The organism is Hephaestia caeni (genome assembly GCF_003550065.1).
Taxonomy (GTDB): domain Bacteria; phylum Pseudomonadota; class Alphaproteobacteria; order Sphingomonadales; family Sphingomonadaceae; genus Sphingomonas; species Sphingomonas caeni_A.
On the sequence record NZ_QXDC01000002.1, the window covers coordinates 719779 to 746038 of the forward strand.

Below are 26260 nucleotides of genomic sequence, written 5' to 3' on the forward strand. Positions count from 1 at the left end.
CCCCCGCCGGGGCCGGCAATGCCCCCTCCCGCCGTATCTCCGGTGGCGGCCGCGCTGACCATTTTTGAGGGACAGGCCGTCTTCAGGATACTCTCGCCCGGATCCAGCGCGTTCCGGGCGGGAGACATGCTGCGCTTCGCCCATGGCTCGCGAACCACCCGCGCGAGGACGCCATGGTGAAGCGCGGCATCCTCCTCCTCGCGGCCAGCGCTCTGGCGCCGGCGCCGCTCTCGGCCCAGACGGTCGAGGACCGCGCCCGCGCCGCCGCCGAAGCATCCCGCGCGAAGACCTCGGACAGCGATGCGATCCAGCAGAATTATCTGACGCCGGGGCTTGCCGGACAACCGATCTCGACAGTCGACAACAGCCGGACGTTCAACCCCAATATAGCGTGCCAGAAGACGGCGACGCTGCTCGAACTGATCGCGCAGCCGGCGGCGACCGGCGATATCGGCACGCTGCGGATATCGCGCGACAAGGATCTCGACGGCACGGTCGACCAGACATTGACCCTGCCGGTGCCGGTATCGGGCATTTGCGCCAATGGCGTCGTCTCCTGTCAGCCGGGCACCTGGAACCAGTGCAAGAGCTTCAAATGGGATGTTGCGTCAGGCGGCGATCTCAAGCTCGCGCAAGTCGACCTGACCGATCTCGCCGGTTGCTACTGCATCAACAACAGCTGCGGCAGCAACCTCGTCTGGGGCAATATGGCCTCGGTGCTGAAGGACCTAGGCGGCGGCGTCATCGGCGCGCTCACCACGGCCGATCCGCGCGTCGGCGTCGCGCAGGCGGTGATCGACGGCCCGGCCATCCGTTACACTGGCGCCCAAAGCACGGCCTGCTCGCCCAACCCCGCGCTCCCGCAGACGGCCTATCGCGCCAGTCCCGCCACGATCCAGGGCGATGCCGCGAGCGTCGCCGCATCGAACAGCATCTTCCAGGCGCTCAAGGGCTCGCCCGCCGGCGTCGGCAAGGCCGAGCAGATCCGGTCCTGCACGATCACGCGGGAGGTGTCGTTGAACGCCGTCAAGGCGGACGATGTGATCGCGCATCTCGGCGGCGCCTATGCGATCTATGCGCCCGCACCCGATCAGCTCACATTGCAGATGGGCTCGCCGCGCGACGACAGCCTGCGAGGCGGGAGCTGCCGCATCTTCGAGTTTTCCATGCGGCTGCGGATCGATGATCCCGATCGCCTCGCGCAGTTCCGGCTCTCGCACTATTTCTTCGACGACTGGCTCCAGCTTCGCATCGACGGCGAGCTCGTGCTGTCCAATCCGGCGAACTGGACCGGGACCGGCCTGCCGCCCGGCAAGTGCGAGCGGAAACGGACCTGGCATGCCTATCCCAATCTCGACCTCAAGCCGTGGCTGACCCGCGGCGAGCATGTCATTTCCATGCGCATCGCGGTCGGCGGTGAAGGAGAGGCCTTCGCGCAGTTCGATGCAATGCTCGATCTCAGTTGCAACCCGACCGAGCGGATCGTCGACCTGTGCGCGGGCTATGCCGGCGACGTCAATTGCGCGCTTCATGACGAAAGCGTCGATGGCGTCGAGACGTTCCGCAACGGCGTCGGCACCGGCCTTACGCCCCTCCCCCAGGCACGCCTGTTCGAGAGCGGCGCCTGCTCGCTCCGTCTCGCGCGGCCATGGTTCGAGCGTCAGCGCCGATATCGTTGTACCGTCGATACCGGATCGATGCCGGAACCTGATCTGAGCCGCGGCGCCTATATCATCGACCATTCGACCGAGACCATGCTGGCCGACCGGACGAGGACCTCGGACGGGGGTTATGCCACCGCGTCACGGCCCTTCGCGCTGCCCGATCGCGGTTCGGTTCCGGCCTGCGAGCCGGTCTGCAAGACCCGCGCGCCCGCGCGCAATACGGCGGCTACCCTCGACGGAGTGGTCGGCACGAAACAGAATGCGCCTGTCGGGTGGGACACCTTCTACCATGCCTGCACGGCGGCAGGCGGCGGCGATGTCTGCCCTGTGGGTCCGGGCGAGGAAATCGTCTCGGCCTGCGGCTGCCTCGACGATTTTCCCGAAGCCGTCGTCATGATGCAGACCGTCCGCCTCGGTGGGGCCGACATGGTCTGCACGGGGGAAGTGCGATGATCGGGCGCCTCCTTCCCTGGCGGAAGCGCGCACAGCTGCTTGCGCTCGGCCTGTCCGGCTTGCTGCTCGCGGGGCATGTCACGCCAGCGCAAGCGCAAACGCTCCCGGTCTGCGCGGTCGATCTCGATGGCAACGGCGATGCCGGTGATCCTGGCGAGGTCGCGAACTGCACAATCATGGCGGATGAAGAATGGCTCTGCCCGATCCAGCAAGTGATGTGCGTGGCCGATGCCGAGGGCGCGTATAGCTGCCCGCTCGGCAGCCAGCACTCATGCCTGACGCCGGTCGGCGGCGGCACGCCGATGTGCTCGCCCAATGCCTGCACCGGCAGCGACGGCACCGGAATTGAGGACGATCCCATCGTCGACGATCCCGGCGCGCCTGCCGATGGCGAAGTCGACGCCGAAGGGCATTGCCTTGGCAATATCGAGATATTCGCGGGACGCGCGGTGCGCTGCCGCCCGGCGGGCCTCAAGACCACCTTTTCGAACTGCTGCAAGGACAAGGGCAAGATCGTCAAGGACGGGATGGGCTCATCCATCTCGTCGATCGGCACGAAGATCGCGGTGGCGAAAGGCGTCTTCACCGGCATGAAGGCCGCCTATGGTGCGTTTAAGGCGGGCGCGACCGCTGGCCAGGCCGCAAGCTCCGGCGCGAACGCGATCATCGCCGGGATCGATCCGACCTCGATCGCCATCAGTCTCGCCATCAACTTCATGATGGATTTCCTCCTGTCCGGCTGTGACAGCCAAGACATGGAAGTGGGCATGCTCCGGGGCTCGGGCATGTGCCACGAAGTCGGGACCTATTGCAGTTCGAAGATCCTCGGCATCTGCGTGCAGAAATCCAAGGGCCACTGCTGCTTCAACACCAAGCTTGGCCGCATCATCCAGGAACAGGGTCGCCCGCAGCTCAAGAGCTTCAACGGCTTGGGCTGGGGCACGCCGAAGAACCCCTACTGCCGCGGATTCACCCCCGAGGAATTCCAGGCGCTGGATTTCTCCAAAATGGACCTTTCCGAATATTATTCCGAGATCGAGGCCCGCGCCCAGGCCGACATCCAGATCGACATGAAGGACAAGATCGATGCGTATATGCGTGCGGTCACGCCATAGGCTGCGCGGTCTCTCCGCGCTCACCCTCCTCCTCGCCGCCTCCGCGCCCTCCCACGCGCAGGATGCCGCGCCACCGGTGAACGCCAGGGAACGCGCGCAGGCGCAAGGCGACGCGGCGATGGACCGGCTCGAACGCGCCACCGCCGCGCGAAAGGCCGAAGCGGAAACACGAGGTCCGACCGCGCTGCCCGCGCCATCGGAAGAGACCCGCCGCCGCGCCTTCGAGGGACTGCGCAAACGCGCCCCGTCGCCAGCGATGGACGCGCGGGCGCGCACCGCGCTCGACAAAGGGAGGCAAGCGATGGCCGCCGAGCGCGACGCCATGGCCAGACGGCTCGGCCAGGCGCTCGGTCTCGATGCGCCCGACATGGAGGCGGTCGCGGGCGCCACCGTACCGCCCGAGGCCAAAGGCTGGGTGCCGGTCCTGTTCGTCTCGTCCTCGATGCCGCTGACGACATTGCGCACCTATGCCGGGCAGCTCGAACGGGTCGGCGGCGTGCTGGCGTTCCGGGGAATGCCCGGCGGGCTGACGAAGGTCGCGCCGATGGCGAAGCTCTCGGCGGAAATCCTGCGCCATGATCCCGGCTGCGAAGGCCCGGCCTGCGCGATGCGCGACGTGCAGTTGATCGTCGATCCGCTCATTTTCCGCCAGCACGGCGTCACCCGCGTCCCCGCGCTCGCCATGGTGCCCGGCGATCCGGCGCTCCCCTATTGCGAGCGCGAGGATGATGCCCCGCGTGCCGCCCATGTCATCTACGGCGACGCGGCGCTTTCCGGACTTCTCGAAGAATATGCCCGCCTCGGCGGCAAGCAGGAGGTCAGCGATGCTCAGACTCGCCTTCAGGGCCGCTAGATCCGGCTGGGCCGAACTGAAGCTGCTGCCGCTGAAAGCCGCGGTCGCGCTCGGCAGTTCCGGCCTCGGCCAGCCACCCCGCCCCAAACAGCTCTGGAAGGCGTTCGGCATAGTCCTGCCGGTCGGCCTCCTGACCTGGTGGGCGATTCCCCAGGCAACCATCGTGATGAGTCCCTCGATCGACGCCTGGCTCGTCCGCAAGGCGCCGGGGCCGATCCACCGCGGCGATTTCGTATCGTTCACCCTGTCGCATCCGCTCGCCGGCCCCAGGCCGGTCGATGTCACCAAGATGGCTCTGTGCCTGCCGGGTGACCGCATCGACTGGATCGAGAAGCCGTCGTCTGCATCTGGCCCCATGCATCCCGGCGAATGGGATGGCTGGTACTATTGCAACGGCAAGCTGCTCGGCATCAGCAAGCCCTATGGGCACAATGGGCAGAAGCTCGACCATTGGCGGCCGTTCTATCCGACGATCCCCGCGGGCATGATCTATGTCGGCTCGTCACACGCCAGCGGGTTCGACAGCCGCTACTACGGCCCGGTCGAGATCGAGCGGCTGAAGCGCATGGAGAAGCTGCTGTGATCCGCGCCGCCCTCCTCATCGCGGCGGTGCTCCTGCCGATCCTGCCTGTCCATGCGCAGACCGTCGATCAACGCACCGGCTACTGGTGGTATCAGGCGCCGCCCAAACCCGCCGACGATGAACCCGATCCCGACGCGCTCGTCAAACCCCGCATTCCACCGATGGTCGAGCTGGCGACATGGACGCCGCCCAAGATCAGGAAGCTTATCGAGGAGCAACGGGATTACGCGGCGACCGTGCTGACGGTCGATGCGGTGGCGGATTTCTGGCGCCTGCAGGACTTCGCCCGGCGCAAGGCCCGCGCCTTCGCCGGCGTCACCCAGATCGCCATGCTGCAAAATCCCGAACTCAACGCCAAATCGGCGAACCCTATGGTCGGCGAGGCGCGCGATCAGCTTTCCGCGCAGAAGGATCAGGTCCGCCGCCAGTATCTGCGCAGCCGGTCCAATGAATTCGCGCTGGTCATGTTCTCGCGTTCGACCTGCGGCTATTGCCGTGTCCAGTGGCCGATCGTCCAGCGCTTCCAGGACGAGATGGGCTGGCAGGTCACGCTGCAGGACATCGATCGCAAGCCCGAACTCGCGCAGCGCTTCGGGGTCGAGGTCACGCCCACGACGATGGTGATCCGGCGAGGCAGCCAGCAGCGCATGGTGATCGCGAGCGGAGTCGAGGCCTATCCCAACCTCATCCAGATGGCCTACCAGGCAGTCCGGTTGCTAGCGGGCGATATCCGGCCCGAACAGTTCCTGACCGGTGCGGGCGAGGAAGACGGGTTCTTCGACGCGCTCGCCAACGGCCCGGTGTCGGCCACCGATCCGCGCGTGCTGGGGGGCGATCTGGTGGACGTTCGGATGGAGCCCCGGCCATGATCCGCTTCGCCCCCATCCTGCTTGTGGCGCTGGTCATGGCGAGTGCACCTGTTCAAGCGCAGGCGCCGACGCACGAACAGGCGATGCGCGCGGCGATCCACCCTGTCGCCACCGACCCGGAGATGCGCCAGTGGCTCGCCCGCGTTCCGGTGACGCGCGACTGGCCGCCCGACTTCGCCGAAACCATGAAAGGCCAGGCCCCCGCGTTCATCGTCGAGATGAGCACGGCGCCCGGTTGCATCCCCTGCGCCGATCTCTGGGCGCGGCTTGGAACCCTGGGGCAACGCTATGGCTGGAAGGTCCGCACGATCGGCAGCCAGGAAGCGATGCTGCGCTCCGGGCGTCTCGGCCTGCCCTGGGTCGGGCACCCTGTCGCCTGGGTCCGGCCCGTCTCCGACTCCAATCGCGTCATTCCCGTCGCGATCGGCACCGATCATGCGCCCAACCTCGCGCGCAATCTCTACCTCGCCGCCAAGATGCTGACCGGGGTGAAGCCCGCTGTCGGCGTGCGCGGCATGGCCAAGTTCACCGGAATCGTGGCCGCACCCACGCGTCCCTCCTCCAACAGGGCAAGGAACTGACATGGGGAGCCAGCCCCTTGCCCGCGTAAACGAAAGCTGCCCGCCATGGCAAACCCGCGCCGCCGCCTGACCCTGCTCGCCCTTCCCCTGCTGGCTTGTCTGTCCTTCGCCTCGCCCGCGTCCGCGCAAAGCTGGGCCGAAAGCTGGTTCGACAATGTGACCTACACCAGCCCCGGCTCCTTCGAGGACCAGACCCGCGGCTATATCACCGCGGGCGGCATGTCGGGCCGGATCGATGTCCATAACGACTATCTCATGTCGGTCACGCTGCCCAAGGTCCGCGCGGGCTGCGGGGGAATCGACATGTTTTTGGGCGGCATGTCGTTCCTCGATCCCGACTATCTCGTCCAGAAGCTCGAAAGCATCCTTCAGGCTGCCCCGGCTGTCGCTTTCCAGTATCTGTTGGAAACCCTCGATGAAAAAATGGGTAACATCATCTCGAAGATGGAGGCGGCGACCAATTTCCTGAACTCGATCCAGGTCAACGATTGCCGGCTCGCCAACCGCATGGTCCAGATCGCCCGGGGCGACGACAATATGTCGGGCATCATCGAGGAGATGACCGGCTACAAGAGCGTCCGCGAGGGCTTCTCCAAGAGCTATCAGCAGAGCCGCGAGAAGATCCAGGCGAACCAGGGCAATCCGACCGAGGATTTGCGCGATGCGCTGGAAAACTGCCCGGCGGAAGTCACGGAAATCTTCAAGACGGGCTCGCTGCTAGCCCATGCCGCCGCGCGTGTCGGCGCGTCCGACTGGGCCGGCGTCATGCGCGCCCGCGTTGGCGACGTCTATATGCGCTGGGACCCGGCGGACAAGGTTCCGCTGTTCACGGCCATCCCCGCCTGCGCACGGCAGGACACCGAGAGTGTCGACGATTTCCTGACCGGCAAGGTTCAGACCCGCGCGATCGCGGTGCCGCCGACCGCCGCCGACTGCTCGACCGACGGCAGCGGTAAGGGCGCGCTGGTGCTCGCACGCGGCCGGATGGAGTCGATCGCGGTCAAGATCCGCACGCGCGCCACTCTGACGACGGAGGAACGCCAGTTCGTCGCCAATGTGCGGACCCTGCCGGTCTATCGCCTGCTCGAATGGGGCGTGCGCCAGGGGCTGGTCGAGAGCGTGATCGGCGATACCGACGAGCTGGTTGCGCTGACGCTCGCCTATCAGATGCTCAACGACCTCACGCGCAGCATAGATTTTGCCGTGTCGAATGCCGAACGCGGCGTGACCGCCGCCGGTGCGGCCGATGCAGGCAGCGCCAGGATCTGCCAGACCCGCATCCTCGCCAAGGGCATCGAGCAATTGAGCGGGCTGCGCGACGAGGTGCTGCGCCAGCGCGCGCAGATGCGCCAGTCCTACATGGCTGCGCTGAACCAGGCGAACCTCTCGGCCAACTATGCCGGGGTCGTGCGCCAGCGCGACCGTGATGCGCGCGACGCCGCCGGCGCCGCCGCCAACCGCAACCGCTGACGGAGGGCCGCGTCATGCACCGCTTAGTTCGCGCGATCTCGGTCCTGATCGCTCTCTTCTCGGCCAGTCCCGCGCTGGCGATCGATGCGAGTTTCCACACCTATGACGGCTTTGCGGAGACGGTGGACGCCTTCCGCCTCGTCTCGATGATCTTCGGGGATTCGCGTTACGAGACATTGGTGCTGATCGTCGCGGTGGTGGGCATCGCGCTCGGCGTGCTGCTCGCGAGCATCCGCGGGCAAGGCATGGGGCTGGTCGCCTTCGGGTTCCAGATGCTGATCGGGGTCGGGCTGTTCGTCGGCCTGGTCGCGACGACGGGCACGGTCCACGTCTACGACCGCGTCCGCAACGCCTATCAGCCGGTCGGCGATGTGCCGAACCTGATCGTGCTGGTCGCGGGCATGACCAACATGATGGAACGCGCGCTGGCCGAAGTGATCGACGACAACACCACCGATCCCCATGCGAAGCTGGAGTTCGGCGCGGGCGGGCACAGCTTCGATCTGTTCCTCAATGCCGCATCCCCGCGCGGGCCGATGACGGACACCTTCCTCGACGCAACGATCAAGGACTATGTCCGCCAATGCTATCCGGTCGCGCGCGTCTCGCCCGCCTATGGCGTCGACGACGATCAGCTGTTCCGCACGGCGACCGATCTTCCTGCCGCCTTTGCCGCGATGGCGGGGCCGGCGACCTTCAGCACGGTGTTCACGTCCACCGACAAGGGCGGCACGACGGTGAGCTGCAACGAGGCGTGGGAACATATCTCGACACGCCTCTCCGAACCTGCGCTGTTCGACAATTATGTCGCGCAGGTCTGCACCCGCACCGGCTACGACATCGGCAACGCGACACAGCTTCAGCGCTGCCGGTCCAACATCGGCGAACTCGGCCAGATGATGATGGATACGCCGCTCTCGCTCCAGCAGTTCCTGACCAATGTGATGCTCGGCAGCACGGTGGGCGACGTATTGTTCGAGGATAGTCCGGCGACGGCGGCGCGCGTCATGGCCAATCGCGCCGTCGTCTCGTCTGGCCTCGCCACCATGTCGACCGCGAACGAGTGGATGCCGACGATCCGGGCGACCGTGTTCGGGATCATGCTGTTCATGATGCCCGTCGCGCTGCTTTTCATCCTGACCCCGATCAACCTGCGCGTCGCCAGCTTCGCCCTCGGCCTGTTCGTCTTCGTGGCGCTCTGGGGCGTGATCGACGCCGGCATCTATCAGCTGACGCTGGGCCGCGCGACCGATGTGCTGGCCGAGATGCGCGCCAACCATGTCGCGGCGAATGCCTGGATGCTGGCGCCGTCGTCCGCGATGAAGGCGCTTGCGATCTTCGGGAGTTTCCGCACCGCGTCCGCGGGCCTCGCCGGGGCCTTCGTGTTCACGGTTTTCCGGTTCTCCGGCAATGTGTTCACCTCGTTCACATCCGGCGCGCTCGGTGTGCAGGGTCAGGGCACGGCGGCGGCCGCGCCGCTTGCCACCAGCGAAGGCTATGCCGGCGCGCTCGAGGCGCAGGCGGGGGCCGCGGGCACGATGGCGCGCCGGGGCGCGGCCTCGAACTTCGGGGACTTCGGCGAACGCTCGACCTTCGGCGCCAACCGGGCGTTCGGTGCGGCGAGCAGCGTGCTCGGCGAACATGGCGGCGGCGCCAGCGGAACGGCCGCATTCGGCATGGGCAAGCTCGATGCGGCGCGCGAACTGGGCGGGCTCTCCCCTGCCCTCACCGGCCGCAGCCTCACCGATCCCGCGACCGTGCGCGCCGTGCGCGACAATGCCGCGACCAGCGCGATCCACAATTTCGCGGAGAAGGATGCGCTCCGCAGCCTTGGCACCGGCTATTTTGGAGAGGGACAGTCCGGGGAGCGTTCGTTCGCGGCCTTCACGCAGAAGATGGTCCAGTGGAAGGCGTTCGGGGATACGCGCGCCTATGACATGATGCTGTCCGGCGCGCAGCGGCATTTCGAGAGGAGCGGCTACGACCAGCAGGATGCCGCGCTCAAAGCCTCGACGGTGATCGCGCAGGCGTCGGCCGATCCGACCTTCGCCAAGCTGATCGCTAATACCTTCGACCAGGAGCAGATGCTGAGGAACGATCTGACCGGCGCGCAGATCCAGGTCGGCGCGATGGAAGGCAGGCGCGATTTTGCTGGCGACAATGTAAGGCGGATCGAGCGCGGCAATGTCGCGACCGAGCAGGCGCATAGGACCGGCAGCAATGAGGGCCAGCGCAACGCTTCCTCCATGCTCGGCCTCTCCGTTCAGGAAACCTCCCGACGCGTCGCCTTTATCAACGCGCTATCCGGAGAGGCTCGCTCCACCGCCATTTCCCAACTGTCGCGCGCAACGGGCAGAAATGAAGCGCAGGTCATGCGGGCGCTCGAAACCTACAATGCCGCCGTGCAGGTCGGCACCGCCGACGGTGCGACCGCCGAGGCCGCGCGCGAGGGCACCAGCGTCTATGGGCGCACCCGCGAGGCAGCGGGCTTCGATTTTGCCGAACGGTCGGGCAAGCTCGACGCGCAGCGTGAGGTCGGTCACGACGGGACACGGTCCGCCGCCCGGATCGGTGAGCAGCGGCGGCAGGCCGACAACGCCGGGTTCGCGGAAGGCGCGGCCGCGGCGGGCATGTCGGTGCGACAGGCCGCACATCTCGACAGCTTCATCCGCACGCTCAGCCAGGGTGCCGGCAATCAGGTCGATATGGCCGAAGGCGGCGCGGCAGGCATCGCTGATCGCGCCCGCAACGAACGGTTGACGCGGATCATCGACAATGAGCGCTTGACCCGCATGCAGAAGTTGCTGGCCGATCATGGGGTGGACATGTCGAAGCGCGAGATCGCCATGGCGCAGAATGGCGATCTGAGCCTCAATCTTACCCCGGAGACGGCGGCGCAGATGTGGCGTGGCGGGCTCATCAACGAAAGCCAGCTCGGCGCGGTCGCCAATGGCGGGCGGGCAAGGTTCTCGTTCGCCGACAACGATCTTCTCGTCTCCAGCTCGGTCGGGTTCCAGCAATCGGCACGCAACGACACCTCCACGCGGTTCGAGGCGGGCAAGCAGGCAGGCCCTGACACCATTGAACACTTCCTCAGCAGCGGCGAACAGGGCCAGGCGATGATGCAGAACTGGCTGCGCGGCGGGTTCGAGATGGATCGGCATGGCAACTGGCGGCTTAACCCGCAGGTGGCCGATACGCTTACGCGCGACGTCCAGGCGATCATCGCGCAGACCGGATGGCAGCGCGGGCTCTCACGATCCGCGCAGGACCAGACCACGATGGGGACCACTATCGGCGCTCATGTTGGCGGCACTATCAGTGCCAATGAGTCGGAAGCGACGGGCGGTCGCGGACAACCTAGCGGCAAAGGGCAACAATCGAACCAAAGCCCGATCACCCAAAAGGGACGCTCCACATCGGGGCGTGTCGGTGGGAGTCTTGGGTTTGAGAGCCGTGACGTTGGCACCACGAGCGAGACGGCGCAGTCAGCGATTGATATCGTGAACTACGACGTCCGCAATGCAATAGCAGCGGCTGAACGGGCGGCTGCCCGCTCCGGCAGCCCGGAAGCGGCCTTCTCGCGCGAACTATCGGAACGCATTCTTGGCCCGAACGGGATGCGCAATCGCTACCTGCAGGATGCGGATTCCGGGCGAGCTACGTTCGATATCACCGGTCCGCTCACCTCAATCGAACAGAATTCCGTCCTGAAAAGTGGTCGGTTCTCGACCGATCTCGATAACAGCCCCGGCGACGGGGACAGTAGCTTCAAGAAGCGTTAAAGTCGTTTGTGAGGCCAGTGAGAGCTCAAAGGATTTCCGATCCACAATGCACCAGACCTCGGATCGAGAATATCGGAGCTGGCATGGAGATCCTCCATTGCCCGATCATGCTCCTCCCATACATCGGCGATTCTAGCTACCGTTTCATCGGACAGCGAAGTTCCGTCACCCTGCTTTGGAAACTGCGCGAGCCAATGCTGTGCATAGCCGATTCCGAGCACCATAAGCGCCATCATCGGGAAGAACAGGACGTTGAGAAAACCGGCCGCCGCGCTGTCGTAGAACGCCTCAAGCGGCGCGATCCTGGTCGATGCAGCCATGCCGATCCACCAGACCGGAATTGCCGACCACCACAGCTTCGCGTACCACGGACGCCAAAGCCAATCGGCCGGTTTCAGCCGAGGCGATGCCGGTTCGGGCGCTTGAATATGGGCGGCGTTGTTCATCGCTATATCCTCACTGGAGGACTATAGCAGAATTCTGTCGGTGTTCCATCATTTGTGAATCGGCTCGATCTGGAAACCGATTGGGAACAACGCTTCTAATCTATCGGCATTGACCCATCTTTGCGAACAGGGATCGATGTGGCGGCGTCAATTCCAGAGAGAGGGTATTGGCGCCGCCGCAATAACCGTCACCAATGTCAATGCATGACGGTCGTTCTTGCCAGTTCCGGTAAATGTCGCGGTTGGGACAGCTTTTGCGGTGTCCAACACGGACTGCGTCTCAGCCGCTTCTGCTGGGCATATGACTTACAAGGTCGGCACGAGACCGTGCATTTTCCATATCTCGAGCATCTCCATCCCCGGGCAACCCCCTTCTCGGCACCTCCGCTGATGCGAGCGGCGGCGCGACCTGTAAGGCTGGCAGTCATGATGTTTTCAAAATCTGAAGTCCGGCTAACGGCTCGGAAACCATAAAATAGCGCATGGCACCTTCGCGCAAAGAGCCAGCGCACAACAATATCCAAGTTGGGGGTTGTTGTTGATGAAAATCCCGCGATTTCTGTCATGCTCCTCTGCAACTAAGAAGGAGGTGAGAGCATGGGGAGCGGTAACGAGCCGGGCAACGACGAATTAAAAGAACAAGCGCTGGAAATGATGGAGCAGTCCTTGGCGATCCTATACGCCTTGCAGGAACCCGCTGCTGCCGATCTCCACGATGTGATTGAGAGGGTCATGGGGTCGTCGGGCAAGATGGGGGAAGAAGGCGAGGTATGGGATTCTGTTTTTACCGATCTACCGCACCTGACCATGCGGGCCTTGTTCCTTCATCGCAATGACGGCTTTACCGTTGGCCAGATCGCACGCCGCCTCCGCATCAGCGAGGCCGACGCGGCGGAGCGCCTCGACCACGCTGTGCGCTATGTTCGCGCGCCTGCATCACCAAGAATATAGCCAGCGCTGGCGGAAAGACATTGCCCGGCCATTCCGCCAAAATCCATGTCGAACCGTAAGCCTTCAATGTACCTGCTGGTCCCAAACGCGAGCGGCTCCCTCTCCCATCACCTCCACCCTTTCCTCGCTGCTCCCGCACTTCACCTAACCACCACCCTTCCGCGCTGCTCGCCGCAAACAGGCTGACCTGCAGGCGTCGGAGGGGCGCCTGACCTATCCCGGCAGCAATTGCTTCTCCAACGCGGCAACAAGCTCCTGCCTCTTGCCAGGGTCCAACCGGTCCAGGTTACGTTGCTTCCACAAAACCGCGGGCAGTCGCCTCGCCTCATCAATGCCCGCAAGCGCCCAGTCCGGTTCACCACGCTTGAAGCCGACAAGGAATTGCCGATGAGTGTCAGGCATCCCGGCAACCATGCACGCGATGATGTCTTCACGCGCTGATTCCAGTTCCGCCAGAGTGATCGGCTGGTGAGTCATTCCGACGAAACCGCGCTCGAACTCCTCGGCGAGCGGTTTACGGGCGGGAGCGAGAACCTCGGCCATCGGGCGATTATGGCTGGCGAGGTAGACGAGAAATGCACGTCGCAAATCGTCTGTGACGCCTTCGTTCGCCAGCAAGTCGCGGACGTCGAAGAGGTCGCGAGGGTGCTGCCGGTCGAGCGCCGCCACGATTTTTCCCGCATAGAGATCGGCGAAGGACACCACCTGAATCTCAGCAAAACCAAAGGCGTCCTCGACTGCGGGAACGACACCCATAACGACGGGATCATAGACCGTCCCGCGCAACACTGGCGTGACCTCGATCTTGATCTGCACATCATCCGCACGAACGATGAGCTTGGTGACGATTTTTTCGTCAGCGGAACGCGACGCATGAATCCTGGCTCCGACCAGTCCTTCCTCGATGCGTTCCTTGATCCGCAGCATCGCCGCATCGATCGTGGCGAGCGAGGTCGCGCGGTCCTCGATCGGCAGATAGGTGAGGTCGATGTCCACCGAAAGTCGCGGCAGGTCACGCACGAACAGATTGATCGCTGTTCCGCCTTTCAGCGCGAAGATATCCTCCTTCGCGACGTGAGGCATAACACGCAGAAGAAGAGCGACCTGTCTCCGGTAGCCGTCGAGAAACGCCATACAGCTATTCTCCCGCCAGGTCGGAGGGCACGGTGATGTTGTAGCGCCGGTCGAGCTTCCCTCCTTTGACCAGGACGCGTTTGCCCGATCCGAGATCCAGGCGGGAAACATCGAGCTTCGAACGCCAGGCATGGCCATGGCGATCCGCGAAGAAGAGGAAGAGACGCTTCACTTTTACGCTCGCGCACGCCTCAAGAAGTGTCTGAAGGCGACGTGGGCTGAGGTCGCTCATTCCTTCCATCAGCATGTCGACCTGATGGAAGCTCTCATGGGGAAGCTCATCGAGCAGTTCGAGAACGGCGCGTTCCTTGCTCGAACAGCGGATCGGCAAGGTCGTGCCGGCGGTGCTGGACATCCGGGGCGCAGGCTCGGGAGGAATCTCGCCGTCGACTGGAAACAGCCGGAGGCTGTTATGCCAGCGGAACGAGACATCGAGTGGCAGGCTGTCGAGCCATGTCGGCGGCCGGCTTGGCCCATAGAGATGGACTTCGCGCACCGTTATGGAGAGATAATGAGCGTAGCCCTGCTGTTCGAGCGCTGTGCGCCCGCCAACTGTCAAAGGCAGGTCCAACAGGGATTGCAGTGAGATAACGGCCTGTTCCCAGGTGAGCGGTCCACGCGAGCGGCGATAGACGCGCCGGGTCGGGCTATCGAGCCATCCCGCGCGAACATATTGGCTCCGCAGCGATGATGAGTAACCATGGGCTTCCATCCATGCCGCGTCGACCAGCAGGCTCTCTGGGAGATCCCGTTGCAGCCGGTTTAATTTTCCTAATGTTTGCGAAGCCATGCTATGCATTTTGACAGATTGGGAAACTACTGTCGAGTTTATTAATTTCGAAATTAGCTAAGCCTTGCTTGGCATTATCAGAGCTCGGCAAACTGGATCGTGCGACCGTAGGTCAATACACTTATCCGCCCTAGGCATGGCGGTTCGCGGGCCAATTGACGGGATGCGCAACACGGCGACACCGACAGGACTGTCAAGGACTGCGCCGTTTCGCCCTGTGGCGCGGGCGGCGGGGTCCAGCCTCAATGATCCCTTGGTCGTTTCGAAGGATCTGCGCGTCGATGAGCGCCCTGGCGACAAGCTCTGAGCGCTTGTAGACGCCGTAACGCTGCTTTGCGTGGGAGACGAAATAGCGCACCGAGGTCTCGCTCAGACCGAGTATCTGGCTGATCTCCCAATCGCTCTTGCCGACGGCGACCAATGCCGTGCATTGAGCTTCGCGGCGCGTGAGCCTGGGTACGTCATGTCCGCGCGAGGCATGATGTAGTCTGAGGCCCGCCTTGAACCCGAAGGCAGCGACGATGTGGAGCGTCGTCAGTAGCGATGGCGAAGCCATGATCGGCTCCGCGCGTGCGAAAGTGCAAGACGCATGGGATTCGCTCGGTATGTGGAGCGGCACGGTGACACCGTGGACGAGACCATGCAGCCGCGCTTCTTCGAACAGGGCTGATTGTGTGCCTGTGAGATCGACATAACCGGGAATCTCGTCCCAGCTGAACGGGCGGTCCAGCAACTGGCTCACCTCATAGACTGGATCGATGACGTACGCGTGGCTCTCGGTGTAGAAACGCACGAACTCCGCCGGATAGTTGGTAATAACCAGCGCCCGTTCGACCAAGCGTGGGAGGCCGCCATGTTGGATCATCGCGACATAGGGGAAGCCCATTTTCGTGGCGGCATCAGCTAAGGCGGCGAGCAGCGCTTCCATTGAAGAAGCGACATTGAAGCGTGAGAGTGTCTCACGCAGTCTGGCATTGACATACATGGCATCCTCCTTGGGTTGTGTTGGCCGTGCACCGGCAAACGTGCCAGAAGAAGCCGTTGTGATACCTATGGGAGATAGGGGGCATTCACAGCCGTCAGCCAGCGCTATGGCTGACGCGTGAGGCTGCTAGGGCAATCGTGGATTCGCTGTTTCGAAAACCTGGCTCAGGATCCGTGACACCGCCGCCGGTATTATTCTCCTGCGAAACCTGCGCGGAACCGTTCGGCAATCGTTAGTCTGAAGCATCGTTACGATGCCCCACGCAATTTGGTGTTCTGACATTCGACTGCCTCCTCACGCCATCGTGCCGATGGTTCGCCGGAACCTCGCCAACGCAATGGCGAAGAAGATCGCGCCGATAGCAATGATAGCCAGGAACTGGGGCCAGACCACGTCAAAGCCCGCGCCCCGGTAAAGGATGGCCTGCGCCATCTTCACGAAATGGGTGGTGGGCGCGGCCAACATGACCGTCTGGACGAACTCAGGCATGCTTTCGCGCGGCGTCGAACCGCCGGACAACATCTGCAACGGCAGCAGCACCAGCATCAGCAACAAGCCGAACTGCGGCATGGAGCGCGCGATCGTCCCCATGAAGATGCCGATGGAGGTCGTGGCGAACAGGTGCAGCCCCGCTCCGGCGAGGAACAGCGCGATCGACCCTTCGACGGGAACGGACAGTACCCCTTCCACCATCGCGAAAAGCGCGAAAGCGCAGGCGACCAGGACAACGAGCCCCATGGCCCAGACCTTGCTGGCCATGATCTCGAATGGCGTCACCGGCATCACCAGCAAATGTTCGATCGTGCCGTGCTCGCGCTCGCGGATCAGGGCCGCGCCCGTCAGCACGATCGACAGCATGGTGACGCTGTTGATGATTTCCATGACCGCGCCGAACCAGCTTTGCGCCAGCGTAGGATTGAACCGCACGCGCAGCGCCAGCTCGACCGGGACCGGCGTGCTCGCACGCGTGCCTTTCATGAATTCGGCAACTTCGCCCTGCACGATCTGCTGGATGTAGCCGCCGCCCGTGAAAGCCTGGCTCATCCGCGTAGCGTCAACGTTGAGCTGCAAGCCGGGTTGGCGTCCCGCAAGTACGTCTCGCTGAAAATCGGGCGGGATGTCGAGAGCGAACGTATAGCGCCCGGCATCCAGCCCCTTGTCCACTTCGTTCAGTCCCACGATCGAAGGGGGCGTGAAGTGCGGCGGATAAAAGGCGCCGGTTATCCGGCTGGAAAGCTGCGACTGGTCTTCATCGACGATCGCGATAGGCGCCTTGTGCAGCGTTTCCGGCATGGCGGTTGCCGCGACGTAGATCCCCACCGAGAACGAATAGAGGATCAGGAACAGCATCATCGGATCGCGCCACAGGCTGCGCAGTTCCTTGATGCCGAGCCGGTAGATGTTGGCCGCGTGGCGCATATCAGCTCTCCTGCTTGCGCAGCAACGCGACACACAGCGCCAGGATGACGGGAAACGTCGCGAACAGCACGAGAAGGTCGGGCCAGAGGTCGGCGAACCCCAGCCCCTTGGAAAAGACGCCGCGGCAGATGGTGACGAACCAGGTCGCGGGATATATCGATCCGATCACCGCGCCCGCCCCCTCGAGCGAGGACACCGGGTTGATCAGGCCGGAAAACTGCACGGCGGGCAGGATCGTGCCGATGGCGGTGGCGAACATCGCGGCAATCTGGCTGCGCATGAAGATGGAGAACAGCAGGCCGATGGCCGTCGCCGACAGCGTATAGAAGAGAGCGCCCAGCGTCATCGCGAGGAAACTGCCCGTCAACGGCACGCCGAACATCGTGACGGCGAGGAACACCAGCAGGACATAGTTCAGCATGGCGAGCGCGACATAGGGAAGCTGCTTGCCCAGCAGGAATTCCACCTTGCTGATCGGCGTCACGTAGAAATTGACGATGGATCCCAGCTCCTTTTCCCGCACCACGCTCAAAGCCGTCAGCATCGCCGGGAACAAGAGCAGCATCATCGGAATCACGGCCGGCGCGATGGCCACAAGGCTTTTCACGTCCGGATTGTAACGATAGCGCAGCTCGATATTGACGAGACCCATCGATGGCCGCGCACCTGTTTCCTGCACGGCCATTTCACTGAGCCAGTGGGCATGCAGGGCCTGGACATAGCCTTGCACGGTCTCAGCCCGCTGCGGCATGGCGCCATCGACCCATACACCGATCTGCACCGGCACGCCCCGGCGCAGGTCGCGCGCGAAATTGGGCGGAATCTCCAGGGCCACGCTCAGTTCGCCCGAGCGCATCCGCCGGTCCAACTGGCTATAGTCGGTGATCGGCGGCCGTTCGATGAAATAGCGCGATCCGGCCAGGTTGAGGACGTAGTTCTCGCTGGTGGTCGTGCCGTCGCGGTCCAGCACGGCGAACGGCAAGTCCTCCACGTCCATGCTGATGCCATAGCCCATGATGAACATCAGGATGACGCTGCCGAGCAGAGCCAGAGTGGCGCGGATGGGATCACGGCGCAATTCCAGCCCTTCGCGCCGGGCATAGCTCATCATCCGGCGCCGCATGAACCATGGGGAGCGGGCCGGTGCAGCCGAAATGTCCTGATCGGCCGCGGCAGGCGCGCCCGCAGGAACCGGATCGTCCCTCTTTTCTGTCGGCGTCTCGCCGCTCGCATCCTGAAGATAGGCGATGAACGCTTCTTCCAGGTCCGCCGCGCCGCGGTTCTCGACAATGGCGGCGGGAGTGTCGCTGACCAGCACCTTGCCCGCATGCATCAGCGATATGCGGTCGCACCGCTCCGCTTCGTTCATGAAGTGCGTGGAAATGAAGATCGTCACCTTGTCGCGCCGGGACAGGTCGATCATCATCTGCCAGAACTGGTCCCGCGCGATCGGATCGACGCCGGACGTCGGTTCATCGAGGATCAGCATTTCCGGCTTGTGGATCATGGCGACGGCTAGGCTGAGCCGCTGGCGCTGGCCCAGCGGCAAGGCGCCGGGCAACGCATCCATGATGCCATCCAGGCCGAACCGCTGCGCCATTTCCCTCACGCGGGCCGGCACGTCTTCGGCGGGAACATGGAAGAGCTGGGCATGCAGCTCGAGGTTCTGCCGGACCGTCAGTTCCGAGTAGAGCGAGAAGGCCTGGCTCATATAGCCGACGCGCCGGCGCGTCGCCATGTCGTCATTCTCGACCTCGCGGCCGAACAGCCAGGCCTGGCCTTCGCTGGCTTTCAGCAGGCCGGTCAGCATCTTCATGGTGGTTGACTTGCCGCAGCCGTTGGAGCCGAGGAATCCAAAGATCTCGCCGCGCTCGATGCGAAAATCGACATGATCGACTGCCGTGAAATCGCCGAAACGCATGGTGAGCCCCTGCGCCTCGATGGCGATCTCGGCCTCGCCGCCGTCGCTGCGCGGCGGAATTTCCACCGGCTTGTGCCCGCGGCGGCGCTCCTCGGGAAGCATCGAGATAAACGCCTGTTCCAGCGACTGTTCGCCGGTGCGTGCATAGAAGTCGGCTGCGGTGCCGGTGGCCAGCACCTTTCCCGCGTCCATCGCGATCAGCCAGTCGAAGCGTTCGGCCTCTTCCATATAGGCCGTGGCGACCAGCACGCTCATGTGCGGGCGGTTCGCGCGGATGCGGTCGATCAGATCCCAGAATTGCGCGCGCGACATGGGATCGACGCCGGTTGTCGGCTCATCCAGCAGCAGGAAATCGGGATCGTGGATGAGCGCGCAGCACAAGCCGAGCTTCTGCTTCATGCCGCCCGAAAGCTTGCCCGCCGGGCGCTTGCGGAACGGCGCGAGGCCCGTGCTTTCGGTGAGGTCGGCAATGCGGCGCTCGCGTTCGGCCGCGTCCTGCCCGAACAACCGCCCGAAGAATTCGAGATTTTCGTCGATGGAGAGCGTAGGATAGAGGTTCTTGCCCAGCCCCTGCGGCATATAGGCGATGCGCGGACACACGGCGTTGCGGTGGCGGGCCTCGGCCATGTCGCCGCCCAGCACCTCGACCCGGCCCTCCTGGATGGCTCGCGCGCCCGCGATCAGGGAAAACAGGCTGGACTTGCCGACGCCGTCCGGGCCGATCATCGCCACCATGCGCCCGGCGGGGATTTCAAGATTCACATCATCGAGCGCCAGCACCTTGCCGTAATGCAGGCTCACGCCCGAAACGCGGGCGACAGCTTCCGTCATTGCGGCACGTTGACGGTCAGTTTCGCGGGCCATTCGGATTTCGGATCGATCCGCACATAGGCCATGCCCGGAAGGCCGGTCTTGACCTGGGTGATATAGCGATCGAGCAACTTGCGATCGATCTGCGCCTTCACGCGGAACATCAGTTTCTGGCGCTCGCTTTGCGTCTCCACCGTCTTGGGCGTGAACTGGGCCACATCGGCAACGAAGCTGACTTTCGCAGGGATCGCACGATCCGGAAGCGCATCGAGCACGATGCGTACATCGCTGCCCAGCGCCACCTTGCCCGCGACCGTTTCCGGCAGGAAGAAGGTCATGTAGACGTCGCCCAGATTGACCAGGTTGAGCACGCGCCCGCCGCCACCCACGACTTCGCCCGGCTGGGCGACGCGATATTGCACGCGGCCGGCCGTCGGCGCCTTGAGGTCGCTGTCGCGGATATCGGCCTCGATCCGCTGGATGGTGGCGCGCACGGCATCGACCTGCGAACGCGCGCCGATCACCTGGTTGCGCGCCGTCGTGATCGCCGCGTCGACGGCCGCGAGTTGGGCGCGAGCGGCCTCCACTGCCGCCGCCGCGCCTTCGACGCGGGCCTGATCGTCATCCCGTTCCTGCACGGCGGTCGCACCTTCTCGCGCCAGCGTTTCCGATCGCGCCAGCCGCTTGCGCGCCGCGTTCAGCTCCGCCTCACGCTGGCGGACGCCGGCGAGAGCCGCCGCCCGGTTGCTCTGCTGCTGCGCGACCTGGCTGGTCGCGATCTGGATGCCGTTCAGCGCCTGCGCCAGTTGCGCTTCGGCTTCGGCCCTCTGGGCACTCAGCACGTCCGTATCCATATGGGCGACGACTTGCCCCGCCTGCACGAACGCGCCTTCGTCGACCAGGATTTCGCGGATGCGGCCGGGCGATTTGGCGGAAACGTCGATTTCAACCGCTTCGATCCGGCCGTTACCGCCGACGATGCCTTCGGGCAAATCGCCGGGCTTGAGCACCTGCCAAAGGAGCAGAGCTACAACGACGAGCGCCGCCGCGATGCCGCCCCTGATGAGCCATGTCTTCCGGGACGCCGTCATCACCTGTGTTCTCCGCCTTGATCGTTGCTGTCGTGGACGACTTCGGCGGGACCCCCGCCAAGCGCCGCGTAGAGGGCTATGCCGCTCGCCAGATGAGCGCGGCGCAACTGGATCAGCGCCTGTTCGGTGTCGAAAAGGTCGCGTTGCGCGTCCAGCACTTCCAGATAGGCCGAACGCCCGTTGTCGAACCGCAACCCGGCCAGCCGAGCCCGTTCGCGCAAGGCGTCCAGCGAGCTGCGCGCGGTGTCGATCCGCAACGCCAGTTGCCGGCGCCGGACCAGCGCGTCGGAAACATCACGAAACGCGCCCTGCACGGTCTTTTCATAGCTGGCCACGGCTTCGACCTGCCGCGCTTTCGCCAGATCGAGGTTGCCGGAAAGGCGGCCCGCATTGAACAGCGGCAGGGCGATCGTCGGGGTGAAGCTCCACGCGCGGCTCCCGTCGCCGAACAGCCCGTCGAGATCGGAACTCGCCGTGCCGAAGGCACCCGTCAGGCTGATATTGGGAAAGAACGCCGCCCGCGCCGCGCCGATATCGGCGTTGGCCGCCCGCAATTGATATTCCGCCGCCACGATATCAGGCCGGTTGACCAGAAGGTCGGAGGGCAAGCCCGGCGGAAGGGCGATATCCGGTCCGGTTTCGGCAAGACCGAGGGGCCCAGGCACGATCTCCACGGGCCGCCCGACCAGCAGCGCCAGCGCGTTGCGGTTCACGTCGCGGTCCTGCTCAAGCGCTTGCAGCGCATCCTGCGCCTGCGCCAGCAGCAACTGCGCCTGGGTCATTTCCAGTTTGGAACCTGAACCAACTTCATAGCGGCGACGCATGATCCGCAGCGAGTCCTCGCGCGTGACGATCGTCCGCCGGGCAAGCGCGAGGCGTTCCTCATATTCGCGCTCCAGCAGATAGCCATTGGCGACCTGCGCGATCAGGCCGGTGGCAACGGCGCGCTTCGCCTCTTCCGTCGCCAGATAACGATTGCGCGCGGCGTCGTTCAGGTTGCGCAGACGGCCCCAGAAATCGATTTCCCAGCTCGCGCTCACCTGCGCGGTGACCTGCTTGATGTCATAGCTCTGCGTGCCTGCGCCCGGCAGGCTGATGATGGAACGACCCCGCGTGCCGGTGCCGACGGCGTTGAGTTCGGGATAGAGCGCCGATCCCTCGATACGCCAGGCCGCGCGCGCCTGATCGACGCGGGCCGCGGCGATACGGATATCGCGGTTGTTCTCCAGCGCGGCCGCGATCAGCGCACGCAGATGCTCTTCCCGGAAGAAATCATGCCAACCGATCCGCGCGATGGACGCGCCCAGCGCGGCTGGCGCGGGATAGTCCTGCGGCACCGGCTGGGCCGGCCGGACATTGGGCGGCGCGAAGGAACAGCCGGACAGGAAAGATGGCACGATCATCGCCGCCATGACGGCCCGGAACCCGCATAAACGGCCAGTAATATGAGCGCGGCGAGCCATCTAGTCCGGTTCCATTCTGGTTCAAACAGGCGGTACGCCTATGGGCAAGCACCTCTCCGGACTATTAGTATCTACACTTAGTGGTTTTGATATTGCCCGGTATCACTTGCCGATCAAGCGCGAAAGCTGGAATGAAGCAGCGATGGGCCGCGAGCGATTCATGAAAGATGACGGCGCCGCATCGGGAACCGGCTCGCGTCTGCCTGCCCGCGATCCCAGGGGAGGAAGGCCGCCACAGGAGGTCGCAGCCCGGCTTGGACATCATATCCTCGAGACGGCGCTTGCCCAATTCATCGCCGGCGGCGTCGAGGGTACGAGTATGGAAGCTATCGCCGCCGCCGCACAGACATCGAAGCGAACGCTCTATTCCCGCTTCGGCTCAAAGCTCGCCCTGCTCGTCGCCGCCATGGAACACGGCCTTGCCCGCTATCTCGATCCGATCGCGGCATCGGTCCCTCGAGGAAGCACCCGCAAAAAAATCGCCTATATCGCTCGCAGGATGCTCGACCTGTCGCTTCAAGGCGATGTCGTGGGCATCGAAGCGCTCATCATCTGGCTGGCAAACCACAATCCGGGCATGATGCGGGCACAGCCCGCGATCGGCACCCAGTTCGGCATCGATCTGATGCAGACGATCCTTGCCGAGGCGAGCGAACCGAACAGCGAGGAAGCAGGCGATCTTCCGTTCCTCGCTGCTTTTCTCTTCGACGCGCTGGTCACCGTGCCGCGCCAGCGCATCCTGCAGCGCCATGATCTGCACAACACCACCCGGACAAAGGCTGCCTATATCGAGCGAGCGCTCGACCTCATGGCAAAGGCCATTCCGTTCCTGAACGAAGGGCGCGGTAACCGCCTCACATCCTGAAGCCCTCGCCAAGATAGCGATGCCGGACTTCGGGGTTGTCGAGTACCGCTTCTGGGCCGCCCTCGAACAGCATCCTGCCCTGATCGATGATATAGGCCCGCTCGACCAGTTCGAGCATCTCATGCACATTGTGGTCGGTCAGAAGGATCGCCACGCCTTCTCGCTTGAGCTTTCGCACCATCGCCTTGACGTCGGCGATCGACATGGGATCGATGCCCGCGAACGGTTCATCGAGCAGGATGACCGAGGGCGCTGCCGCCATGGCCCTGGCGATCTCGCAGCGCCTGCGTTCCCCGCCGGACAACCGCTGTGCGGGAACGTCGCGAATGTGGGCGATATTGAACTCGGCAAGAAGTTCATCGAGCCGCGCGGCAGCTACATCGCGATCGGCGATATGCAGTTCGAGCACGGCCGCGATATTCTCCGCAGCCGTCATGCCGCGGAAGATCGATCCTTCCTGGGGAAGATAGCCGAGGCCCAGCTTCGCTCTTCGATCCATGGGAAGCGCGGTGACATCCTGACCGCCAATCTCGATCCTGCCGGCATCCACGCTCATCAGGCCGGCAATCGCATAGAAGCAGAGCGTCTTGCCGGCCCCGTTTGGCCCCAGAAGCCCCACGATTTCGCCTGCCCGCACTTCGAGCGCGACATCGTCAAGCACCTTCCGCTTGCCAAAGGACTTCTCGATCCCGGCGATCGAAAGAACCGTCGGCGCGCGCTCGACTGCGACCGGTCCGATTGACGCGGGCGCAAGCGGCTCGCTCTCCGAACGCGCGGCCGGCGATACGAGTTGGGCATCATGCCCGAGATTTCCGCCAAGGTCCCTCAAAAGCCGGGTCAGTACGCGTCTCCATCCCGGCCGGCCAGCACCAGCGCAACCGCTGCCATCATGGCGATCTCGCGGATCATCCATTCTCCTTCAATTTCCCGCAAAATTGCCCGGGATGACGACCGCCGTACACTGTATCTCCAGGCAATGCATCGCCATCGTGAACTATACCTAGTGGCTTTACGCTCAATGATTGAGGCTCCTTTTTCTCCAGCAGGCCATGGCCGAATATCCCCGCGCCCGCGGTTGCGACTGGCCGTCAGACAGCCGTCCGGTCGCAACCAAGCTCCGTGCGGCTTGCATTCTATCTTACCTATGCAGTACCGTTCGGCATAAGAAGAACCGGGAGGGGCGGCCCAAACATCTGCTGTGGAATCCTGTCGGAGAGACGAGGCACCTTCCAGCGGAACTCGGAGTATATAGTCATGGCCACGTCCCCTCCGCCTTCCGACGATCCGCTGGACGGAATCAGCGAAACGCTCGACCGCACGGCATCGGCGGCCATCGCGCAGACGACTTTCGGCCTTTCGCCGGCCACGCTCCTGCTTGCCATGGCCGATTGGGGGATTCATCTCGCCACGTCGCCGGGCAAACAAATGCAGCTTGGCGCCAAGGCCATCCGCAAGCATGCCCGGCTTTTCGACTATCTGCAGCGCCGCATGGAAGACAGCGAGGCCGAACCGGCCATCGAACCATTGCCGCAGGACCGGCGCTTCGCCGATCCCGCCTGGAAAGAATTACCTTTCAATCTCGTCGCTCAGGCCTTCCTGCTCAACCAGCAATGGTGGCACGCCGCGACGACAGGCATTGGCGGTGTCTCGAAACATCATGAAGACATGGTGGAATTCGCCGCACGGCAGATGCTGGACATGCTCGCGCCGACCAACTTTCTCGCCACCAATCCCGTTCTCCAACACAAGATCGCGGAAACAGGTGGCCAATGCCTGGTCGACGGCTTCCGGCACCTGGTCGAGGACATGCAGCACATGGCGCGCGGCCTGCCGCCGGTCGGCGCCGAAGCCTTTCGCGTGGGCGAAAACGTCGCCACTGCCAAAGGCAAGGTCGTCTACCGCAACAAGCTGATCGAACTGATCCAGTATGAACCGACCACGGACACCGTGCGGCCCGAGCCAATCCTGATCGTGCCCGCGTGGATCATGAAATACTATATTCTCGACCTGTCGCCCGAGAACTCGCTGGTCCGCTGGCTGACGGCGCAAGGCTTCACCGTGTTCATGATTTCGTGGCACAATCCCGGCAGTGCCGACCGTGACCTCGACATGGACGCCTACCGGCACCTCGGACCGATGGCGGCGCTCGATGCGGTGACGGCGATCACCGGCGCGACGGGCATCCATGCCATGGGCTATTGCCTTGGCGGCACGCTGCTTTCCATCGCGGCCGCGGCCATGGCGCGCGACGGAGATGACAGGCTCGCCAGCGTCACACTGCTGGCCGCACAGACGGAATTCAGCGAGCCGGGGGAATTGGGCCTGTTTATCGACGAAGGCCAGCTCAACCTGCTGGAGAACATGATGTGGAGCCGGGGCTATCTGGACAGCAGCCAGATGGGCGGCGCCTTCCAGGTCTTGCGTTCCAACGACCTGGTCTGGTCGCGTGTGCTCGCCACCTACCTGATGGGCGAGCGCGAACCGATGAACGACCTCATGGCCTGGAACGCCGACGGCACACGGATGCCCTATGCCATGCACAGCCAGTATCTGCGCCGCCTGTTCCTCGACGACGACCTGGCCGAAGGAAAATACCGGGTGGATGGGCGAACCATCAACCTTGCCTCCATCCGCAAACCGCTGTTCGTGGTCGGAACCGAGCGCGATCATGTCGCGCCGTGGCATTCCGTCCACAAGATCCACCTGCTGACCGGGGCCGAGATCACTTTCGTCCTGACCAGCGGCGGGCACAATGCCGGCATCGTTTCGGAACCGGGCCACAAGGGCCGCCGCTACCGCGTGTTGACCCGCGAGGTCGACGGCACCTCCTACGATCCCGAAGAATGGGCAAGCCGCGCCGAGCAAAAGCAAGGCTCATGGTGGACGGCGTGGGGAGAATGGCTGGCCGCGCGTTCGGGAGAACCTGGTGCGCCGCCGCCCATGGGCGCAGCGGACAAGGGCTATGCGGCGATCGCCGATGCTCCCGGCCATTATGTGCTGGAGCATTGAGCA

The 26260-nt window shown here is 64.1% G+C and carries 20 protein-coding genes; 11 read left to right on the top strand and 9 right to left on the bottom strand.

Going from position 1 to position 26260, the window contains the following annotated elements; genetic code table 11:
• The first annotated feature begins 173 nt into the window (after positions 1-173).
• Genes DFR49_RS03275 through DFR49_RS03310 form a run of 8 tightly spaced genes read left to right on the top strand, consistent with a single transcriptional unit; the run spans position 174 to position 11373 of the window.
• Positions 174-2117 carry a hypothetical protein gene (locus DFR49_RS03275; RefSeq protein WP_013846831.1) on the top strand — a complete coding sequence of 648 codons (1944 nt, stop codon included), beginning with the start codon at positions 174-176 and terminating at the stop codon, positions 2115-2117.
• Positions 2114-3232, top strand: coding sequence for a conjugal transfer protein TraN (gene traN, locus DFR49_RS03280; RefSeq protein WP_013846832.1), 1119 nt, complete (start codon positions 2114-2116; stop codon positions 3230-3232). Before DFR49_RS03275 ends, traN begins: the two co-directional genes overlap by 4 nt.
• The gene (locus DFR49_RS03285; protein ID WP_013846833.1) at positions 3204-4085 is read left to right on the top strand and encodes a type-F conjugative transfer system pilin assembly protein TrbC; all 882 of its coding nucleotides are present in this window, start codon (positions 3204-3206) and stop codon (positions 4083-4085) included. Before traN ends, DFR49_RS03285 begins: the two co-directional genes overlap by 29 nt.
• Positions 4057-4668: a S26 family signal peptidase gene (locus tag DFR49_RS03290; RefSeq protein ID WP_013846834.1), complete on the top strand. Its 612-nt coding sequence runs from the start codon at positions 4057-4059 to the stop codon at positions 4666-4668. The genes DFR49_RS03285 and DFR49_RS03290 overlap by 29 nt, the downstream gene beginning before the upstream one ends.
• Positions 4665-5537: a conjugal transfer protein TraF gene (locus DFR49_RS03295; RefSeq protein WP_013846835.1), complete on the top strand. Its 873-nt coding sequence runs from the start codon at positions 4665-4667 to the stop codon at positions 5535-5537. Before DFR49_RS03290 ends, DFR49_RS03295 begins: the two co-directional genes overlap by 4 nt.
• On the top strand, positions 5534-6118 hold the full coding sequence (locus DFR49_RS03300; RefSeq protein ID WP_013846836.1) for a hypothetical protein: 585 nt from the start codon (positions 5534-5536) through the stop codon (positions 6116-6118). The genes DFR49_RS03295 and DFR49_RS03300 overlap by 4 nt, the downstream gene beginning before the upstream one ends.
• 45 nt (positions 6119-6163) lie before the next feature.
• Positions 6164-7588: a conjugal transfer protein TraH gene (locus DFR49_RS03305; RefSeq protein ID WP_013846837.1), complete on the top strand. Its 1425-nt coding sequence runs from the start codon at positions 6164-6166 to the stop codon at positions 7586-7588.
• Between the two features lie 14 nt (positions 7589-7602).
• Entirely contained in the window at positions 7603-11373 is a 3771-nt protein-coding gene (locus DFR49_RS03310) for a conjugal transfer protein TraG N-terminal domain-containing protein (protein WP_013846838.1), read from the top strand.
• Here DFR49_RS03310 and DFR49_RS03315 read toward each other — a convergent pair.
• Positions 11370-11819, bottom strand: a complete 450-nt coding sequence (locus tag DFR49_RS03315; protein ID WP_013846839.1) for a hypothetical protein — start codon at positions 11817-11819, stop codon at positions 11370-11372. The two genes, DFR49_RS03310 and DFR49_RS03315, sit on opposite strands and share 4 nt — an antisense overlap.
• A gap of 597 nt (positions 11820-12416) precedes the next feature.
• On the opposite strand from DFR49_RS03315, the gene DFR49_RS03320 reads away from it, so the two are divergent.
• A complete protein-coding gene (locus DFR49_RS03320) occupies positions 12417-12770 on the top strand; it encodes a hypothetical protein (protein WP_013846840.1) in 354 nt (117 codons plus the stop codon).
• A gap of 213 nt (positions 12771-12983) precedes the next feature.
• Here DFR49_RS03320 and DFR49_RS03325 read toward each other — a convergent pair whose 3' ends face one another.
• The 7 genes from DFR49_RS03325 to DFR49_RS03355 all read right to left on the bottom strand — a co-directional run bounded on the left by DFR49_RS03325 (position 12984) and on the right by DFR49_RS03355 (position 22323).
• Positions 12984-13904, bottom strand: coding sequence for a nucleotidyl transferase AbiEii/AbiGii toxin family protein (locus DFR49_RS03325; RefSeq protein ID WP_013846841.1), 921 nt, complete (start codon positions 13902-13904; stop codon positions 12984-12986).
• 4 nt (positions 13905-13908) lie between these two features.
• Complete coding sequence (locus DFR49_RS03330; protein ID WP_021690794.1) at positions 13909-14694, bottom strand: type IV toxin-antitoxin system AbiEi family antitoxin; 786 nt, start codon at positions 14692-14694, stop codon at positions 13909-13911.
• Between the two features lie 193 nt (positions 14695-14887).
• Positions 14888-15679: a helix-turn-helix transcriptional regulator gene (locus DFR49_RS03335; RefSeq protein WP_013846843.1), complete on the bottom strand. Its 792-nt coding sequence runs from the start codon at positions 15677-15679 to the stop codon at positions 14888-14890.
• A gap of 294 nt (positions 15680-15973) precedes the next feature.
• On the bottom strand, positions 15974-17098 hold the full coding sequence (locus DFR49_RS03340; RefSeq protein WP_030090407.1) for an ABC transporter permease: 1125 nt from the start codon (positions 17096-17098) through the stop codon (positions 15974-15976).
• A gap of 1 nt (position 17099) precedes the next feature.
• Entirely contained in the window at positions 17100-19883 is a 2784-nt protein-coding gene (rbbA, locus tag DFR49_RS03345; RefSeq protein WP_404950392.1) for a ribosome-associated ATPase/putative transporter RbbA, read from the bottom strand.
• Positions 19847-20920, bottom strand: a complete 1074-nt coding sequence (locus DFR49_RS03350) for an HlyD family secretion protein (protein ID WP_021246282.1) — start codon at positions 20918-20920, stop codon at positions 19847-19849. The genes rbbA and DFR49_RS03350 overlap by 37 nt, the downstream gene beginning before the upstream one ends.
• A complete protein-coding gene (locus DFR49_RS03355) occupies positions 20920-22323 on the bottom strand; it encodes an efflux transporter outer membrane subunit (RefSeq protein WP_051743724.1) in 1404 nt (467 codons plus the stop codon). Before DFR49_RS03355 ends, DFR49_RS03350 begins: the two co-directional genes overlap by 1 nt.
• A gap of 100 nt (positions 22324-22423) precedes the next feature.
• Here DFR49_RS03355 and DFR49_RS03360 point away from each other — a divergent pair, with 100 nt between their 5' ends.
• Positions 22424-23248 (top strand): TetR/AcrR family transcriptional regulator, encoded by an 825-nt coding sequence (locus tag DFR49_RS03360; RefSeq protein ID WP_231746292.1) that lies wholly within the window; start codon positions 22424-22426, stop codon positions 23246-23248.
• Here DFR49_RS03360 and lptB read toward each other — a convergent pair.
• Positions 23238-23987 carry an LPS export ABC transporter ATP-binding protein gene (gene lptB / locus DFR49_RS03365; protein WP_047169120.1) on the bottom strand — a complete coding sequence of 250 codons (750 nt, stop codon included), beginning with the start codon at positions 23985-23987 and terminating at the stop codon, positions 23238-23240. The two genes, DFR49_RS03360 and lptB, sit on opposite strands and share 11 nt — an antisense overlap.
• A 515-nt stretch (positions 23988-24502) precedes the next feature.
• Between lptB and DFR49_RS03370 the strand changes: the two genes are divergently transcribed.
• A complete protein-coding gene (locus DFR49_RS03370; RefSeq protein ID WP_030090402.1) occupies positions 24503-26257 on the top strand; it encodes a PHA/PHB synthase family protein in 1755 nt (584 codons plus the stop codon).
• Positions 26258-26260 lie beyond the last annotated feature (3 nt).

Bases quoted from the DNA above. Each gene is read 5' to 3' on its own strand.
- DFR49_RS03275 (WP_013846831.1), top strand. From the start codon at position 174: ATGGTGAAGCGCGGCATCCTCCTCCTCGCGGCCAGCGCTCTGGCGCCG.
- traN (WP_013846832.1), top strand. From the start codon at position 2,114: ATGATCGGGCGCCTCCTTCCCTGGCGGAAGCGCGCACAGCTGCTTGCG.
- DFR49_RS03285 (WP_013846833.1), top strand. From the start codon at position 3,204: ATGCGTATATGCGTGCGGTCACGCCATAGGCTGCGCGGTCTCTCCGCG.
- DFR49_RS03290 (WP_013846834.1), top strand. From the start codon at position 4,057: ATGCTCAGACTCGCCTTCAGGGCCGCTAGATCCGGCTGGGCCGAACTG.
- DFR49_RS03300 (WP_013846836.1), top strand. From the start codon at position 5,534: ATGATCCGCTTCGCCCCCATCCTGCTTGTGGCGCTGGTCATGGCGAGT.
- DFR49_RS03305 (WP_013846837.1), top strand. From the start codon at position 6,164: ATGGCAAACCCGCGCCGCCGCCTGACCCTGCTCGCCCTTCCCCTGCTG.
- DFR49_RS03310 (WP_013846838.1), top strand. From the start codon at position 7,603: ATGCACCGCTTAGTTCGCGCGATCTCGGTCCTGATCGCTCTCTTCTCG.
- DFR49_RS03315 (WP_013846839.1), bottom strand. From the start codon at position 11,819: ATGAACAACGCCGCCCATATTCAAGCGCCCGAACCGGCATCGCCTCGG.
- DFR49_RS03320 (WP_013846840.1), top strand. From the start codon at position 12,417: ATGGGGAGCGGTAACGAGCCGGGCAACGACGAATTAAAAGAACAAGCG.
- DFR49_RS03325 (WP_013846841.1), bottom strand. From the start codon at position 13,904: ATGGCGTTTCTCGACGGCTACCGGAGACAGGTCGCTCTTCTTCTGCGT.
- DFR49_RS03330 (WP_021690794.1), bottom strand. From the start codon at position 14,694: ATGGCTTCGCAAACATTAGGAAAATTAAACCGGCTGCAACGGGATCTC.
- DFR49_RS03335 (WP_013846843.1), bottom strand. From the start codon at position 15,679: ATGTATGTCAATGCCAGACTGCGTGAGACACTCTCACGCTTCAATGTC.
- DFR49_RS03340 (WP_030090407.1), bottom strand. From the start codon at position 17,098: ATGCGCCACGCGGCCAACATCTACCGGCTCGGCATCAAGGAACTGCGC.
- rbbA (WP_404950392.1), bottom strand. From the start codon at position 19,883: ATGGCCCGCGAAACTGACCGTCAACGTGCCGCAATGACGGAAGCTGTC.
- DFR49_RS03350 (WP_021246282.1), bottom strand. From the start codon at position 20,920: ATGACGGCGTCCCGGAAGACATGGCTCATCAGGGGCGGCATCGCGGCG.
- DFR49_RS03355 (WP_051743724.1), bottom strand. From the start codon at position 22,323: ATGATCGTGCCATCTTTCCTGTCCGGCTGTTCCTTCGCGCCGCCCAAT.
- DFR49_RS03360 (WP_231746292.1), top strand. From the start codon at position 22,424: ATGGGCAAGCACCTCTCCGGACTATTAGTATCTACACTTAGTGGTTTT.
- DFR49_RS03370 (WP_030090402.1), top strand. From the start codon at position 24,503: ATGGCCACGTCCCCTCCGCCTTCCGACGATCCGCTGGACGGAATCAGC.